The organism is Mesorhizobium sp. Cs1299R1N3 (genome assembly GCF_037179625.1).
GTDB lineage: Bacteria > Pseudomonadota > Alphaproteobacteria > Rhizobiales > Rhizobiaceae > Mesorhizobium > Mesorhizobium salmacidum.
The window spans coordinates 1009035-1025798 of sequence record NZ_JAPYKQ010000001.1 but is presented as its reverse complement, the minus strand read 5'-3'; the positions used below and the strand labels follow the sequence as shown (position 1 = coordinate 1025798).

Genomic DNA, 16764 nt, shown 5'->3' with positions numbered 1-16764 from the left:
TCGGGCGTGGACTGGAGGAGCTTCCCGAAATCGCTGCCCACTTTTCTTTGCTTCAGTGCCCGCCGCCGCCACCACCGGGCGCGCCCGGCTTCCTGATCAGCATGGTGAAGAACCCCAGCGTCCCGAACAGTACGGTCAGCAGATAGAACACATCCATGAAGGACAGCAGCGCCGCCTGCTGGTGGACCATGCCCGACAGCTTGGAGATCGCCGCACTTGTGGCATCCAGGCCGGTGGTCTGCTCGAAATTGAGCGTCATGTTCTGCAGCTTGATCTGCGCGGCGGCACTGCCCCACTGCACGTGCTCGGAGAGCCGGGCATAGTGGAAGGCATTGCGATCGATCAGCACGGTGTTGATGATGGCAAGACCGACGGCGCCGCCAAGGTTGCGGGTGAGGTTGAATAGTCCGGACGCGTTCTTCAACCGGTCCGGCGGCAAGGTGCCGAGCGCGATATTGTTGATCGGCACCATGCACAGCATCATCGAGCAGCCGCGCAGGATCTGCGGGATGAGCAGCTCGTAAAAATCCCAGTCGGCGGTCAGATGCGTCATCCACCAGGTGCCGGTGGCGAAGCCGAACAGGCCGATCATCATCATCAGCCGCAGATCCATCTTGCTCGACAGGATGCCGGAGATGGGCGCGGTGAAGAACATGGCCAGACCGCTGACGAACAGCGCTTCGCCGATCATCATCGAATCGTAGCCACGGATGCGTCCGAGGAAGACCGGGTAGAGATAGGTCAGGCCATAGAGGCCGATGCCGATGACGAAGGAAAACAGCGAGCCGAAGGCGAAATTGATGTTGCTGAAGGCTTTGAGGTCGACGATCGGTTCCTCGGCCGTGAAGACACGCCAGAAAAAGATCACCGCGCCGATGGTCATGACGATGGCGCAGATGAACACGGCCTGGTCCTGCAGCCAGTCGTTGTTCGGACCCTCCTCGAGCACATACTCCATGCAGCCGAGGAAGGCGGCCATGCCGGCGAGGCCCCACCAGTCGAACTTCGAGAACAGCTTGAGATTGGGCTTGTCGAAATCGATCAGCGACCAGGCCGCGGTCGCGACCAGAATGCCCGGTACGACATTGACCAGGAACAGCCAGTGCCATGAAAAGGCGTGGCTGATATAGCCGCCAACGGTCGGGCCGATGGTCGGCGCCAGTGTCGCCACCAGGCCGATCATCGGCGAGACGATGGCGCGGCGCGAGGGCGGGAAGATCGTGAAGGCCGCCGCAAAGACACTCGGGATCATGCCGCCGCCGATGAAACCCTGCACGGCGCGGTAGACGATCATCTGGTCGATGTTGGTGGCGGTCGCGGCAAGGGCGCTGGCCGCGGTGAAGCCGGCGGCCGCGACGGTGAACAGCACGCGCGTCGACAGCATCCGGCTGAGGAAGCCCGACAGCGGGATCATGACCACCTCGGCGATCAGATAGGCCGTCTGCACCCACGGTATCTCGTCGGAGCTGGCGCTGAGGCCGGCCTGGATCTCGGCCAGCGAGGCCGAGACGATCTGGATGTCCAGGATCGCCATGAACATGCCGAACACCATCGCCAGGAAGGCGATGACGCGTCGGGTCGAGATGGTGTCGGGCGCGGCCGGTATCGCCGGCGGCGATCCTGCGGTGATGGTTGCGGTTGCCATGTCCTGGGCCTCCTTGAGGCAGGCCGGGCGGCTCGGTGCTTCAATCAGCCACCAAGCCGCCCTCCGAAAAGCGATTAGTTACTGGTCGCCGCAGGCGCGGTGCGGCTGTCGACGGCGACGACGACGCTCAAGCCGGCGCGCAGCTTGCCGGTTTTCAGCGCGTCGGCCGGCACCTCGATGCGGACCGGCACGCGCTGCACCACCTTGGTGAAGTTGCCGGTGGCGTTTTCCGGCGGCAGCAACGAGAACACCGCGCCTGACGCTGGAGCCAGCGAGGAGACGGTCCCCTGGATGGGGTGCCCGTCGATGGCGTCGACCGCGATGTTGACCTTTTCGCCAGGCACGAGCCGGGCTAGCTGCGTCTCCTTGAAATTGGCGACGATATAGAGCTTGTCCATCGGCACGACCACGGCGAGCTTCTGGCCGGGGCTGACCAGATCGCCCTGTTCGACGGAGCGGTTGCCGACGACGCCGTCATAGGGCGCCTTGAGCACGGTGAAGGAGAGATCGCGCGCGGCCTTGTCGCGGCCGAGCTGCAGCGATGCCAGCGTGCTGGCGGATTCTGCGCGCTGCGCCTCGAGCACGCCGATATTGGCCTGCGCGGCGGCGATCTGCGCATCGGCGCCGACGAGCGCGGCCTTAGCCTGGTCGAGCGCGGTCTGGGCGTCGTCCAGCTGTGCCTGCGTGCCGACATGCGTCTTGACCAGTTGCGCGGCGCGCTGCTGGGCACGGCCGGCATTGTCGGCGGCGGCCTGGTCGGCGACCTTCTGCGCCTGTGCCTGCTGCAGGGAGGCCTGCGCGGCCTTGGTCTGCGCGTCGATGCGGTCGAGCGTCTTGGCCAGTGTGGCGATCTGCGCCTCGGCCTGGGCAACAGCGATCTTGTAGTCGCCGGCATCAATCGTCAGCAGCGGATCACCGGCCTTGACCTGCTGGTTTTCGCTGACCAGGATCTGATCGACATAGCCGGAAATTTTTGGCGAGACGAACGACATGTCGGCCTGGACATAAGCATCGTCCGTCGAGATCATGAAGCGGCCGGTGGTCCAGTAATCATAGCCGTACCAGGCGCCGCCGCTCAAAAGGGCAAGGCCGATGATCGGCAGCAGGAAGGAGCGCACCGAACGCTTCTTCTTGGCCGGAGCTTCAGCCTCCGGCGGCGGTGCGACAGCCGGCTGGACATGCACATCGGGCGCTTCCGTCGCCGGGGCGACCTTGGCATTGGGAAAAGGGCGGACTTCGGCGGTGGCGGGCGTGTTCGAGGACATGACATCTCTCTAATGTTATAATACTGAACCGTTCGGTTCGATCTGGCCGTTGACATAGCGCGTAAAGAGGACCATATCAAGAGGAAATCGAACCGGGTGGTTCGAATTATTTCGAGGTGCGACTTATATGGATGAGACTGTGGGCAACGCCGAGACCGACCCGTGCGAAGACCTGCTGGAAGGTCTGCGCCGCGGCCGGCCGGCGGCTGGACAGGACCCGGTCAAGCGCAGCCAGATCATCGACGGCGCCCGTCGTGTCTTCATTGAAAAGGGCTTCGAGGCCGCCTCGATGAACGACATCACGCGCGAGGCTGGCGTCTCCAAGGGCACCATCTATGTCTACTTCGCCAACAAGGAAGAGCTGTTCGAGGCGCTGATCGAGGAAGAGCGCGGCACCATCTTCAAGAACATGTACGACATGCTCGACCGCGCCGATGACCTGCGCCAGACGCTGGTCAAGTTCGGCAAGGTGCTGTCCATGAAGATCACCTCGGCCAGGGTCATCCAGGCGCAGCGTACGGTTATCGGCGCCTCCGACAGGATACCGGACATGGGCGCGCGTTTTTACGAACGCGGGCCCAAGCGCGGCCATGACAAGGTCGTGACTTTCCTCAATGCCGCCATCGAACGCGGCCTGCTCGAGATCGAAGATGTCGATCTCGCAGCCTATCAGTTCACCGAATTGTGCCTGGCCGGTCTTTTCCGGCAGTGCATCTTCGCCTACCGCACCAAGGCCCCGCCCCAGGACGAGATCGACCACATCGTCAGGTCGGGCGTCGACATGTTTCTGAAAGCCTACGGCACCGAAAGGCTGGCAGAGGGAGAAAAGACCTTACATTCATCCTGACAGGACTATCCGAAACGGCCGTCCATTTTTTTGCGGAGGCCGGCTTGACCTCAAAGCGCTGAGCGTCAACGTCTGGATCTGGGTGGAACCGATCGTTCCGCGGGAATGGTTCTCGTTCGTGAGTGTGAAGGCAGATCCGGATGGGCGTTCCGAAGCTCCAGAATGAGATGCGACGCATCGTGGCGGACTTCAACGCCGGTCGCCACGAGCAGGCACGCCTGCTTTGCGTGGAGGCTCTTCGCCAGGCGGCCGACGACCCTGCCCTCAACCACCTTATGGCTGCCGTTCTTTTCGCCAAGGGAGAGATATCGGGAGGCCGCGCCCATATTCAGGCAAGTCTGGCGATCCGGCCTGACAACGCATCCGCTCAATTGCTCGCCGGTCGCTTGGCGCGGGCGGCACGGGATTTTGACCAAGCGCTGTTCCATTTCTCACGCGCGGCCGAATTGGCGCCTGGCGCCGCTGTGCTCATCGAGCAGGCGCGAACACTTGATGAGGCAGGCGACCGGACCCAGGCGCTCGAGCTGTGGCGACAGGTGACACTTGCCGATCCCTTGTCGGCGGAGGCGGCAGCGCGCCTGGGCCGCATGCTGTTCGAGGACGGAATGCCCGCCGATGCGGCACCTTTGCTGGAGCGGGCCGTAAAGGGAGACGCGCCTGCATCGGCGTGGTTCGACCTCGCCCTTGTCAGGCAGGATCTGCATGATCATGCGGGGGCAGCGGCCGCCTATCGCAAAGCGCTGGAGATACGCCCCGACAACGCCGAGGCGGCGGTCAATCTGGGGGTAGTGCTTCAGGAAGCGGGCGACATGGACGCCGCGATCGAGGCCTATCGAACGGCCTACGAGCAACGCGCCACAACCTTCGGCATCATCGCGATGGCCCTGACGTCAGCGCCGCACGGCAAGCTTTGGATCGATCGCGAAACGTTGAAGGGCTTGCTTGGAGGTTAGCGGGCGCGCTTTACGCGAAACTGCTTCCGGTAGACGCCGGGTTCGGCAAGAACATCGGCGACGGTTTTTTCATAGGAGGCCTTGCGCACGGCATCGAAGCTTTCGAAGACAAGTTCGGGCGCGGCGCGCGGCACGGGAAAGCATTGCGCAACCGGTGTGCCCTTCGCCAGCACGCCGGAGAAACCCTGGTCGGTCCAAATCGCCGGGAAATTGATGCCGGCGTCCTGGAAGTGATCTGAATCGACGACACCAGTCACCAGGCGGAAAGGAAGATCATCGCGGTTGACCGGATGGGTGGCGAAGAGGGACCAGCCTTCCTCCAGCTCGATCGTCCAGAAACTGTTGAATTTTATGGCCGCCAGCCCATTCGACAACGGTGCGCCGGCGAGCTGTTCGGCGACATGGAAGCTGAGCGGCGAACGCGGGTGGCCCTTCGTTGACGGCTCGGTGATGTCCCACCGCCATTCAAAGGCCCCGTTCTCAACGGTCACGTCGCATGGCAGCAGGATCATGAAGCCATGCGTCATGGCATCGACGAAGGGCGGACACTGTTTTACCGTCCTGATCTCTCGCCCATGGATTTCCGAATAGGCTTTCGGAGGCATCTTGCGGAGCCAGTCGGGCAGGACGCCGCGCGCGGGAACCGGCCGGGGCAGCATTTCGGCAAGCGCGGGATCACAACGAAAAACGATACGCATCCGGTTGCCCTCGAACGGCATTGCGATGTTGACGGATTGCCAGGGGGCGGTCAACGGATCGCGTAGGACGACTAGCCGCCATTGGCCGCAAGCACGATCGCGGCCTGCAGCTCCTCGAGGCCTTCGCCTTTTTCGGATGAGGTCGCCAGCACGAACGGAAACGCCGCCGGACGCGTCTTGATCTTGGCCAGCGTCTCCTCGATCAGCCGCGGCACGCCGACGGCCTTGATCTTGTCGGTCTTGGTCAGCACGATCTGGTAGGACACCGCCGCCTTGTCGAGCAGCGACAGCACCTCGTCGTCCTTGGCCTTGATGCCGTGGCGGGCATCGATCAGTACGTAGACCCGCTTCAGCGTGACCCGGCCCTTGAGATAATCGAAGACCAGCTTCGTCCACTCGTCGACCTTCTCCTTGGGCGCGGTGGCATAGCCGTAGCCCGGCATGTCGACCAGTGCCATTGGCGGCAGGTCGGCGCCCTCGCCGGAAAACCCGTCCGGCACGAAATAGTTGAGCTCCTGCGTGCGCCCTGGCGTGTTGGAGGTGCGCGCCAGCCCCTTCTGGTTGACCAGCGCATTGATCAGCGACGACTTGCCGACATTGGAGCGGCCGGCAAAGGCGATTTCGGGCGGCCCTTCCGGCGGCAGGAACTTCATGGCCGGCACACCACGGATGAAGATCCACCCGCGCGTGAACAGGTCGGTGCCGATCGCGGTGCTGTTGGGAACGTTCAAGCTGCTGCCTCCAGAAGAGAGATATCGGCGCCCCTGATGGCGTCGAGGTTGCGGCCGACCTTGTCCACCGGCCAGTCCCACCATGCCACCGCCAGCAGCCGCCGGATCGTCCTGTCGTCGAAACGCATCTTGACCACTTTCGCCGCGTTGCCGGCGACGATCGCATAGGGCGGCACATCGTGCGTCACCACCGATTTGGCGGCGACGATGGCGCCATGGCCTATTTCCACGCCAGGCAGGACCACCGCCTCCATGCCGATCCAGACATCGCTGCCGACCACGGTATCGCCGCGCACTTCCTTCGACCAGGTCGCCGGGTCAAAACCGTTTTCCCAGCCATGACCGAAAATGTTGAACGGATAGGTCGAAAAGCCGGACATGGCATGGTTGGCGCCGTTCATGATGAAGCGTGCGCCTTCGGCGATGGCGCAGAATTTGCCGATGATGAGCTTGTCGCCGATGAAGGGATAGTGATGCAGCACGCATTTTTCGGCGAATTTGTCCGGCCCGTCCGGGTCGTCATAATAGGTGAAGTCGCCGATCTCGATATTCGGCACTGTCACCAGCGGTTTCAGGAAGCCGACGCGCGTGTGCATCGGGATCGGGTGCTTGATGCCGGGGTTGGGTCCGTTCATGTGGTTTCGTCCGGGAACTGGCAGACAGGCGCATCCGTGACCGGAGGCGCCTGCTCAAAATAGCGTGATCCGCCCTATAGCACCAATCGGCCGGGGAGCGAGTCTTCCGTGGCGGACAAGCTGATTTGTTGCCGTGGCGGATCACGATCGGGTTGGATAGCGCGCCTGTCGAAACCACTGCCCTGATAGACCTGAACGTTCGACGCTCCGGGCGGCAGCACGAAGGTGTGAGGGACAGGACCCCGGCTTCGCCGACAGGGCTTTCCAAGAAACATGGCACCTCGTCATGAGGCGGGGATGGCGGACCGAGAAGGCCCCGACGATCCGCCAACGCCCCCTTTTCGCCGGAAGCCGCTACTTCGGCAACAGAACCTTGTTGACGACGTGGATGACGCCGTTCGACTGGTTTACGTCGGCGATCGTCACCTTCGCCTCGCCGCCGGACTCGTCCATGATGTAGAGCTTGCCTTTCTTGATCTCGGCGGTGAGCGTGTCGCCCGAGACGGTCTTCATCTCGTATTTGCCGCCCATCGCCTTGGCCTTCTCCATCATCTCGGCGCCGGAAATCTTGCCGGCCACGACATGCGCGGTCAGCACCTTGGTGAGCTTGTCCTTGTTCTCGGGCTTGAGCAGCGTGTCGACCGTGCCGCTCGGCAGTGCCGAGAAGGCTTCGTTGGTCGGGGCAAAGACGGTGAAGGGGCCAGCGCCCTGCAGCGTGTCGACCAGGCCGGCCGCCTTGACGGCGGCGACCAGCGTCGTGTGGTCCTTCGACTTGACCGCGTTCTCGACGATGTTCTTGGTGGCGTACATCGGCGCGCCGCCGACATTCGGGTTCTTGGCATGGGCGGGAGCGGAAATCGCCATGCCGGCGACAAGGGCTGATATGGCGATGGTCCTGAATGTGGGCAAGCGCATGTGGTCTTCCTCCGGGTGAGGGCTGATCGGAATTGATAGCCTTTGGAAACGCACAAGCAGTCACGCCACGCGAGCGCTTTCAGTTTCGCCGATCACGGGAACGTGAACGATGCCCGCCCCAGAGAAAAAGCCCGGACGAGCCAGGCGTTTTCGACAGGCCGTGCGGTTGAGGACAGTCTGACCCGCCAATGCACTGGCATCGAGTTCCGGACATTCAGATGCCGAACGGAAATGTATCCGGTACCTTGCCGGTGCTGTCGGCCGACATGCTGAGCGGCGTAACAGCGGACGTTCGATCGAACCAGACGAAGGCGTCGAACTGGCGGGAGACGGACGAGTCCATGTAATGGCTGAGCCGTTCGGTCTCCGGCCGGTAGATGACGCCGATATAGCGTTCCGGCCTCGGCGCCGCCAGATCGTCGCCGAGCTGGCCATGGCGCCCAAAATCCAGCAGGAACGATGGTTTGCCGCTGTCGTGACACAGTCGCTCGAAGCTGTTCGGCAGCGAAGGATTCACGTCCTTCACCTCCATCTCACCGTCCCAATCCGAGGCACAGGCGACAGTACCGGTATCTGTTCCGAAACCGATCAGCGCCGTCCGCGCGCCGAAGCGTTCCCGGCAGAGCTGGCCGATGTTCAACTCGTCGCGGACGGTACCCATGACGGTATGCCGCGCGTCGCCGATATGCGAGTTATGCGCCCACACCACGGCCTTCGAATCCGGTCCATGCGCTTCGAGAAGCTGATCGAGCGTTTCGAACATGTGCCGGTCGCGGAGGTTCCATGTCTCGGCGCCGCCATAATACATCACGCGATAGTACCGCTCGGCCGATGCGACCAGACGTGCACTCTGTTTGGCGTCGAGGAGAGCGCCGTCGCCTTCGGCCATGGATCGCTCGAACAGATCCATGCACTGTCGCACCACGGCCTCTTCGCAGGTTCTGTAGCCCGGCCGCAGCGCCGCGCGCCCGTAGGTGGTGGGCTCGTTCTGCCAGGGCATCAGACAGCCATAGCGCTCGCGCGCTACGGCGGCCGCTTCGGGATCGACCTTGTCTAGATAGGCGAGCACCGTGGCGATCGAGCCGCTCATATTGTAGAGATCGAGTCCGTAGAAGCCTGCCTTCGCGTGATCGGGCACGTCCTGATTGTACTTGCGCAGCCAGCCGATGAATTCGGACACCTCGGTGTTGCGCCACATCCAGGTCGGGAAGCGCTGGAACGGCTGCGCCTCCGACTGCCGTTCCTCTGCGCGCACATACCGGTTGATCTGTGCTGCATCCGGCCAGTCCGCCTCTACTGCCACGATGGTGAACCCGTGTCGCTGGAGGAGGCGTCGCGTGACAGCCGCGCGGGCACGATAGAATTCCGAAGTGCCGTGGCTGGCTTCCCCGAGCAGGACAACGCGCCGGCTGCCGAACCGGTCGAACATTGCGCCGAAGGCCGGATCGTCGATCGGCGGCAAATCTTCGGCCGCCCCCGCGATTTGCCGCGGCAATGAAGGTGGGCGTACCTCGCGCGCCGACGGCGCGTTTTCCTCGTGCCCGCCATGCTCGCCGATCAGCGGCACGAACATGACACCACCGAGATCCTCCTCCTCGAACTTGTTTGCCGCAATCCGCGTGAGGCGAACGAGGCGCTGCGAGTAAGGGTCCTCACCGACCGGAATGATCAGCCTGCCGCCGATCTCCAACTGCTCCTGCAAGTCGAGAGGAATGGACTTGCCGGCGGCCGCGACGACGATAGCGTCGAAGGGTGCCTTTTCCTGCCAGCCTTTCGTGCCGTCGCCGACCCTGACTTCGATGTTTCGGTAACCGGCGGCATTGAGCCGCCGTTCCGCCTGTTGCGCGAGCGGTCGGTGCCGCTCGATGGTGAAAACGTGTTCAGCAAGTTCGGCCAGTACGGCTGCCGCGTAGCCCGAGCCGGTGCCGATTTCCAGCACGCGATCGGTCGCCTCGATCTCGGCCATCTCAGCCATTTTCGCCACGATGAAGGGTTGCGAGATCGTCTGTCCGCTGCCGATCGGCAGCGGGCTGTCCTCATAGGCGAATTCCTCAAAACCCTTGTCGACGAATTGCTCCCGCGCGACCCGGCGCAACGCATTCAGAACCCGCTTGTCATGCACACCGCGGCGCGCGATGTGCGCCTCCACCATCCGATGCCTGGCGTGCTCGAAATCCAGCATGACAGCCTCCAATCAGGGCGATCCTCTGCACGCTCGACGCCGGTCGTGCCAGGCTCCTATTCGTTGGTTCGCCCGGTCTGCCGGGGATTGACCCCGCCTTGCGGCGTGGTGTCGTTATCGACATCTCCCTTGAAAGTATTCTCGCCGTCCAGTTCCTCGTCCTCGTCGAGAAGATTGCCACCCTTGATCGTGCCCCTGGAGGCGCCAATTCCGGGATTCTGCTTCAAATCCTTGTCGGAGGGCTTGCGTGTCTTTGGGTGAATGTTGCTGCTCATCGGAATGCCTCGCTGCAAGTAGCATGATGAGGCCGATCCGCTGCACTGCCTTGAATTTGGACAGACGCGTCGACCTGATCCTCCCACGCGGGAGCTTTAGGAAGCCTTTTGCGCGAACTCTTGAACGCAGGATAAGTTCCATGCGGGGCAATCCGGCAGCAGCGAGGTGCGGCTGATTTGCCGGCAGCGAGGGGAGGCCAGGAAAATGCCGGTTCGGTCCCTGGTCCCTATCGCGTGCCGGACCACGGCATCGCACGCTGCATCACTGAAACTAGCTGCATCACTGAAACTAAAAGGCTGAGCCCTGTGGAACACAGGACCCAGCCGTCAAATCCACCCCTGTCTAAACCGCCCACTTACGGTTCAGTCTACCGGGCGGGCTCTTTTTTGCCAAAAAGGCGCCGGCTATTCCGCCGGCGAGGGTTTCTTGCGGAACAGCGCCACCAGATTGTCCCACAGCTCGATCTTGGCGCCCTGGCGCTTCATGATCACGCCCTGCTGAAGGATCGACAGCGTGTTGTTCCAGGCCCAGTAGATGACCAGACCCGCTGGAAACCCGGCCATCATGAAGGTGAAGATGACGGGCATCCAGGTGAAGATCGCGGCCTGCGTCGGATCCGGCGGCGTCGGGTTCATGCGCATCTGCAGGAACATGGTGACGCCCATGATCAGCGGCCAGACGCCGATCATCAGCATGTGCGGTAGCGTGACTGGGACCAGCCCGAAAAGGTTGAAGATCGATGTCGGATCGGGCGCGGCCAGATCCTGGATCCAGCCGAAGAACGGCGCGTGGCGCATCTCGATGGTGATGTAGAGCACCTTGTAGAGCGAGAAGAAGACCGGAATCTGCAGCGCCACCGGCCAGCAGCCGGCGAGCGGATTGATCTTCTCGGTCTTGTACAGCTCCATCATCGCCTGTTGCTGCTTCATCTTGTCGTCCGCGTATTTCTCGCGGATCTCGAGCATCTTGGGCTGCACCTTCTTCATGTTCGCCATCGACGCGTAGGACTTGTTGGCGAGCGGGAAGAACAGCGCCTTGACGATGACGGTGGTGGCGAGAATCGCCAGGCCGAAATTGCCGAGGAATTTGTAGAGCGTGTCGATCAGCCAGAACATCGGCTTGGTGATGAAGTGGAACCAGCCCCAGTCGATCAGCAGGTCGAACCGCTTGATGTGGCGGTCTTCGGCATAGGCGTTGATCTTGGCGACTTCCTTGGCACCGGCGAAGACCTCGGTCTCGACGGTCGCCGACTGGCCGGCCTCGACATTGATCGGGTCGGTCAGGAAGTCGGACTGGTAGCGATGGCGGCCGTCCTCGAAATAGGCATAACGCGGCTGGAACGGCTGCTTCTCGGTCGGCACCAGCGTGACGGCCCAGTATTTGTCGGTGATGCCGAGCCAGCCGTCGGTCGACTTGCCGGGCTGGTACTGCTTGTCCTTCTCGACCGACGCGTATTTGTGTTCCTGCAGGCCTTCGGCGCCGGTGAAGCCGATCAGGCCTTCATGCAGCACATAGGTGCTGGCGACGGCCGGCTTGTCGTAGCGCGTGACGCGGCCGTAATTGAACAGCGAAACCGCGCTCGAGCCGGAATTCTGCACCGTGTCCGACACCGTGAACATGTAGTTGACGTCGACGGAGAAGGTGCGCTTGAAGGTCAGGCCCTTGTCGTTGGTGTAGGTGAGCGTCACCGGCGTCGACGGGGTCAGCGTCGGATTGCCGTCCACGCTCCACACCGTTTCGGCACCCGGCACCGCGCCGGTCTTGTCGTTGCCGACAAAACCGATCTCGGCGAAATAGCCCGTGGGCAGAGCCTGCGGGTTGAGCAGCTCGATCTCGGGCGAATTCTTGTCGACGGTCTCGGTGTAGTGCTTGAGCTTGAGGTCATCGAGCCGCGCGCCGGTCAAATTGATCGAGCCCTCGAGGCTCGGCGTGTCGATCTTGACGCGCTTGGATGCCGCCAGCGCCTGATCGCGGCCGGCAGCGGTGACGACATCACCTCCGGGGGCGTTGGGAATGGCGCCCGGGGCGGTTGTGCCTGGGGCCGGCGTCGATGCGCCCGGATTGGCCGCTTCGGCCGCCTTCTTCTGTTCCTCGACGCGCTGCTGCTCGATCTTGGCGGCCTCGCGCTGGGCCTCGCTGCGCGGCAGCACGTAGAAATACTGCCATACCGCCAGGATCAGCACCGACAATGCGATGGTGATGAAGAAGTTCCGGTTGTTTTCCATCGAGAGCCCTTGGCCTATCGTGTTCCGCGAAGTCGGCGGGAGAGTTCGGCCTTCAACTGGCCGAAAGGCGCGCGCAGCGCATCATCGCGCCCGACGATGACATAATCATTGCCGGGCACCATGTCATCTGCCGCATGGACGCGGACGGCCTCTTTCAGCCGCCGCCTGACGCGGTTGCGCACAACAGCGTTGCCGACCTTCTTGGTGACAGTGTAGCCGACGCGCGGCACCCCGCCGTCGCCGCGGTCGAGGACCTCGACGAGGAAAAACCGTCCGCGTCGCTTTTCACCACGACGGACGGCCAGGAATTCCGCGCGGTTCAGAAGCCGCTTGGGATTTTGCCCCACTGGCTTGCCGGTTGCGGGCAACGATCTCGTCTCGCTTAGGCGCTGAGCCGCTTGCGGCCGCGGTTGCGGCGAGCTGCGACGACGCCACGACCACCCTTGGTGGCCATGCGGGCACGGAAGCCGTGCCGGCGTTTGCGGACGAGTTTGGACGGTTGGTAGGTACGCTTCATTTGTTTTAATACCGCGGGGTGCGGCCCTTCTTGATTCTGTCACTTTGTAACAGGAGCTTTGCCGGGCCGGTTTTGGCGCGATCGAAACCGCGCCGGGACGAATGGCCCGAGCGTGAGCGGGCTTATAGAAAGAAGGGTTTTGGAAGTCAATCCGGCGTCGGCGCGCTAAAGACGCACCTCTTTTGGAGCATCTATTTTTCCGACCAAGGGAGAAATTGGCAAAAAAGCCGTAATCGCCTAATCTTGGCTGATCAAGTGATTGTGAAGATCGAGTCGCATGAGCGAAGCCAGCCAAGCAGGGGAAGGGACCGGAACGGCGCCAGCCGCTGTCCGCACCGTACCCCTGTCGCGCGGCCTGTCGACCAAACTGCTGCTGCTCACCATCGTTTTCGTGCTGCTGGCCGAAGTGCTGATCTTCCTGCCCTGGATCGCCAGCTACAGGCTGAGCTGGCTCAAGGAGAGGCTGAGCACGGCCGCCGCCGTGTCGATCGTGCTGGTGCAGGGCGATTCGACGTCGCTGTCGCGCACGGCCCAGAATGACGTGCTGATGGCCATCGGCGCCAAGGCGATCGCGGTGCGCGATGGCGGCGTCTCGCGGCTTCTGGTGGTGGCCGACATGCCGCCGCAGGTCGACGAACACATCGATCTCGCCAGCGTCGGCATGGTCAAGGGCATGACCGGCGCGCTGGACACGCTGTTTTTCGGCGGCGACAGGATGCTGCGCGTTTTCGGACCGGTCGGCGACAGCGACAAGGAGTTCGAGCTGATCATGCCGGACTATTCCCTGCGCAAGGCCATGCTCATCTACTCGCGCAACGTCGCCTTCGTCTCGCTCCTGATCTCGCTGTTCACGGCCATGCTGGTCTATGCCGCGATCGACCTGATCATGATCGGCCCGATCCGTACCATGACGCGCTCGATGCTGTCCTTTTCCGAGGCTCCCGACGATCCCGGGCGGATCATTCACCCCGCCGACCGCGCCGACGAGATCGGCGTGGCCGAGCGCGAGCTGTCGCAGATGCAGGAGCGGCTGCAAAGGATGCTGGCCGAGCAGAAGCATCTTGCCGACCTCGGCTTGGCGGTATCGAAGATCAACCACGACATGCGCAACATCCTGGCCTCGGCCCAGCTGATGTCGGACCGCCTGCGCCAGGTCAAGGATCCGACCGTGCAGGCCTTCGCGCCAAAACTGTTGCGCGCGCTCGACCGCGCCGTCTCCTATTCGGAGGGTGTGCTTCATTACGGCCGCACGCAGGAGCCGCCGCCTTCGCGCCGCAGGGTGAGGCTGCGCCAACTGGTCGAGGACGTGCACGGCCTGCTCGACATCGAGGAGGGCATCGAGTTCATCAACGCCGTCGAGGTGGCTTTCGAGGTGGATGCCGATTCCGACCAGCTCTTCCGGGTGCTCACCAATCTTTGCCGCAACTCGGTGCAGGCGATGGCGGCCGACACCGAAAGCGCCGTGGTGCGGCGGTTGGCGGTCTCGGCCGAGCGCATGGGCAGTGTCAGCCGCATCGCTGTCACCGACACAGGTCCCGGCCTGCCGCCGAAGGCGCGCGAAAACCTGTTCGCGGCCTTTCGCGGCTCGGCGCGCAGCGGCGGCACCGGCCTTGGCCTTGCGATCGCGCACGAACTGATCCGGGCGCATGGCGGCACGGTGGAATTGGTCGAATCGATCGGCGGGCGCACCACATTCGCCGTCACCATCCCCGACCAGCCGGTGCGGCTCGACCAGGCCCGTGGTGGCCTGCGCCGCCCGGCCTGAGGGTTTCGTGCCGTGCCTTCCCCCGTCGCTCTCCCCAACCGTTCCCGATCGTCCGCTGTCTGGATTTAGGCCGGCCCCACAGCGGCTCGAAGTGCCGGGATCGGCGCCGGCATCGCCGCGTGACAGGCTTGCGACAAAACTTTTGCCGGATCGGCTTGCTTTTCGTAAATTCAGTCGTTAGGGAACTGCACACATTCGCGGCCGGTCTTTCGGACCGGATCGCGGGGCCGTCGAAAACATGGCCTGATGCGCGCCCGTAGCTCAGCTGGATAGAGCACCAGACTACGAATCTGGGGGTCAGGAGTTCGAATCTCTTCGGGCGCGCCAAAACTTTCCTAGACTGCAGTTCGTCGATGGCAACGGCTCGGCCGAGCGGGCAAGCCGCTGCCGCTTCACCCCACCGAGCGTGCCGCCGCCCGGCCGGCGCCGCGGCCCGAGAAAATGCAGCCACCCAGGAACGTGCCTTCGAGCGCCGCGTAACCATGCACGCCGCCGCCGCCGAAACCAGCGGCTTCGCCGACGGCATAGAGGCCCGGCACCGGCTGGCCGTCGGGTCCGAGCACGCGGCTGTCGAGATCGGTCTGCAGGCCGCCCAGCGTCTTGCGGGTCAGGATGTTGAGACGCACCGCGATCAGCGGTCCGTTCGCGGGGTCGAGCATCTTGTGCGGCTTTGCCGTGCGGATCAGCCGGTCGCCGAGATAGGCCCGCGCCCCGCGCAGCGCGGTGATCTGCATGTCCTTGGAGAACGGATTGTCGAGCTGCCTGTCGCGGGCGCGGATTTCGCGCTCGACCCCTGCCACATCGAGCAGCGGTTCGCCGCCGGCCAGCGCGTTCATGCGGGCGACCAGCTTTGGCAATTCGGCCTCGACGATGAAATCCTCGCCCTTTTCCATGAACGCCTTGACGGGGCCGGGGATGCCCGACGTGGCGCGGCCGAGCACCTGGCGCCAGCTTTTTCCCGTCAGATCGGGGTTCTGCTCCGAGCCCGACAGCGCGAATTCCTTCTGGATGATCTTCTTCGTCAGGATGAACCAGGAATAATCGAAGCCGGTGCTCATGATGTGGCTGAGCGTGCCAAGCGTGTCGAAGCCGGGATAGAGCGGCACCGGCAGGCGTTTCCCACGCGCATCGAGCCACAGCGAGGACGGGCCGGGCAGGATGCGGATCGCGTGATCGGTCCAGATAGGCGCCCAATTCTTGATGCCCTCGACATAATGCCACATCCGGTCGCGGTTGATGATCGAGCCGCCGGCCTGTTCCGATATGGCCAGCATGCGGCCATCGACATGGTCCGGCACGCCGGTGATCATGCGCTTCGGCGCGTTGCCCAGCCGCTTGGGCCAGTTTTCCCGCACCAGCTGGTGATTGCCGCCGATGCCGCCGGAGGCGACGATCACGGCTTGGGCATGAAGCTCGAAATCGCCTGATACTTCGCGCGAGCTCTTGCGGCCACGCTCGGCAGTGCTCGGCTGCAGGATATCGCCCTGTACCCCGGTCACGGCTGCTCCCGTTCGCGTCAGCGCATTGACACGATGGCGGAACCTGAAGTCGATCAATCCACGCTTTTGCGCCTCGCGCACGCGCAGCACGAAAGATTCCAGCACGCCGGGGCCGGTACCCCAGGTGACGTGGAAGCGCGGCACCGAATTGCCGTGGCCGATGGCATTGCCGCCGCCGCGTTCGGCCCAGCCGACGACAGGAAAGAACTTCAGGCCGCGCTCGATCAGCCAGGAGCGCTTCTCGCCGGCGGCAAAGCCGACATAGGCCTCCGCCCATTTGCGCGGCCAGTGGTCTTCCGGCCGGTCGAAAGCGGCGGTGCCCATCCAGTCCTCGAGCGCCAGATCATGGGAGTCGCGGATGCGCATGCGCCGCTGCTCCGGTGAATCGACGAGGAAAAGCCCGCCGAACGACCAGAACGCCTGACCGCCCAGCGATTGCTCCGGCTCCTGGTCGACGATGATGATTTTCTTGCCGGCCTCGGCAAGCTCGGCGGCGGCAACCAGCCCCGCAAGGCCGGCGCCGACAATGATCACATCCGCGTCGTCAGCCATTTTTCCTCTCAGTTAACCGGCTAAGCAAGCAATTCCAGGAAGTGTGTGAGGCGGTTTTC

At 63.3% G+C, this 16764-nt stretch carries 15 protein-coding genes and 1 tRNA gene; 4 read left to right on the top strand and 12 right to left on the bottom strand.

Translation table 11 applies throughout. From position 1 onward, the window contains the following. Positions 1-52: 52 nt before the first annotated feature. Together O7B34_RS04735 and O7B34_RS04730 are read right to left on the bottom strand one after the other, a co-directional pair. Positions 53-1645, bottom strand: coding sequence for a DHA2 family efflux MFS transporter permease subunit (locus O7B34_RS04735; protein ID WP_337145060.1), 1593 nt, complete (start codon positions 1643-1645; stop codon positions 53-55). 74 nt (positions 1646-1719) lie between these two features. Beyond that, positions 1720-2910 (bottom strand): HlyD family secretion protein, encoded by a 1191-nt coding sequence (locus O7B34_RS04730; protein WP_027143848.1) that lies wholly within the window; start codon positions 2908-2910, stop codon positions 1720-1722. 127 nt (positions 2911-3037) lie between these two features. Here O7B34_RS04730 and O7B34_RS04725 point away from each other — a divergent pair, with 127 nt between their 5' ends. Together O7B34_RS04725 and O7B34_RS04720 are read left to right on the top strand one after the other, a co-directional pair. Further along, the gene (locus O7B34_RS04725; RefSeq protein ID WP_337145059.1) at positions 3038-3757 is read left to right on the top strand and encodes a TetR/AcrR family transcriptional regulator; all 720 of its coding nucleotides are present in this window, start codon (positions 3038-3040) and stop codon (positions 3755-3757) included. 140 nt (positions 3758-3897) lie between these two features. After that, positions 3898-4710 carry a tetratricopeptide repeat protein gene (locus O7B34_RS04720; RefSeq protein WP_337145058.1) on the top strand — a complete coding sequence of 271 codons (813 nt, stop codon included), beginning with the start codon at positions 3898-3900 and terminating at the stop codon, positions 4708-4710. On the opposite strand, the gene O7B34_RS04715 is transcribed toward O7B34_RS04720, so the two are convergent. From O7B34_RS04715 to rpmH, 9 genes are all read right to left on the bottom strand, one after another. Next, positions 4707-5408: a hypothetical protein gene (locus O7B34_RS04715; RefSeq protein WP_337145057.1), complete on the bottom strand. Its 702-nt coding sequence runs from the start codon at positions 5406-5408 to the stop codon at positions 4707-4709. The genes O7B34_RS04720 and O7B34_RS04715 overlap by 4 nt on opposite strands. 71 nt (positions 5409-5479) lie before the next feature. Further along, entirely contained in the window at positions 5480-6139 is a 660-nt protein-coding gene (gene yihA / locus O7B34_RS04710) for a ribosome biogenesis GTP-binding protein YihA/YsxC (RefSeq protein ID WP_337145056.1), read from the bottom strand. After that, complete coding sequence (locus tag O7B34_RS04705) at positions 6136-6774, bottom strand: CatB-related O-acetyltransferase (RefSeq protein ID WP_337145055.1); 639 nt, start codon at positions 6772-6774, stop codon at positions 6136-6138. Before O7B34_RS04705 ends, yihA begins: the two co-directional genes overlap by 4 nt. 354 nt (positions 6775-7128) lie before the next feature. After that, positions 7129-7689: a fasciclin domain-containing protein gene (locus O7B34_RS04700; protein WP_337145054.1), complete on the bottom strand. Its 561-nt coding sequence runs from the start codon at positions 7687-7689 to the stop codon at positions 7129-7131. 214 nt (positions 7690-7903) lie between these two features. Beyond that, positions 7904-9871, bottom strand: a complete 1968-nt coding sequence (locus tag O7B34_RS04695; RefSeq protein ID WP_337145053.1) for a protein-L-isoaspartate(D-aspartate) O-methyltransferase — start codon at positions 9869-9871, stop codon at positions 7904-7906. Between the two features lie 56 nt (positions 9872-9927). Further along, positions 9928-10146 (bottom strand): hypothetical protein, encoded by a 219-nt coding sequence (locus tag O7B34_RS04690; RefSeq protein WP_140716266.1) that lies wholly within the window; start codon positions 10144-10146, stop codon positions 9928-9930. 405 nt (positions 10147-10551) lie between these two features. After that, positions 10552-12372 carry a membrane protein insertase YidC gene (gene yidC / locus O7B34_RS04685; RefSeq protein ID WP_337145052.1) on the bottom strand — a complete coding sequence of 607 codons (1821 nt, stop codon included), beginning with the start codon at positions 12370-12372 and terminating at the stop codon, positions 10552-10554. Between the two features lie 14 nt (positions 12373-12386). Then, positions 12387-12740, bottom strand: a complete 354-nt coding sequence (gene rnpA / locus O7B34_RS04680; protein WP_027143858.1) for a ribonuclease P protein component — start codon at positions 12738-12740, stop codon at positions 12387-12389. A 14-nt stretch (positions 12741-12754) separates the two neighbouring features. After that, complete coding sequence (rpmH, locus tag O7B34_RS04675; protein ID WP_008833937.1) at positions 12755-12889, bottom strand: 50S ribosomal protein L34; 135 nt, start codon at positions 12887-12889, stop codon at positions 12755-12757. Positions 12890-13166: 277 nt separating this feature from the next. Here rpmH and O7B34_RS04670 point away from each other — a divergent pair, with 277 nt between their 5' ends. Next, positions 13167-14654, top strand: a complete 1488-nt coding sequence (locus O7B34_RS04670; RefSeq protein WP_027143859.1) for an ATP-binding protein — start codon at positions 13167-13169, stop codon at positions 14652-14654. 250 nt (positions 14655-14904) lie between these two features. Further along, positions 14905-14981 (top strand) — tRNA-Arg (locus tag O7B34_RS04665). A gap of 65 nt (positions 14982-15046) precedes the next feature. Here O7B34_RS04665 and O7B34_RS04660 read toward each other — a convergent pair. Further along, positions 15047-16705 carry an FAD-binding dehydrogenase gene (locus O7B34_RS04660; RefSeq protein ID WP_337145051.1) on the bottom strand — a complete coding sequence of 553 codons (1659 nt, stop codon included), beginning with the start codon at positions 16703-16705 and terminating at the stop codon, positions 15047-15049. Positions 16706-16764 lie beyond the last annotated feature (59 nt).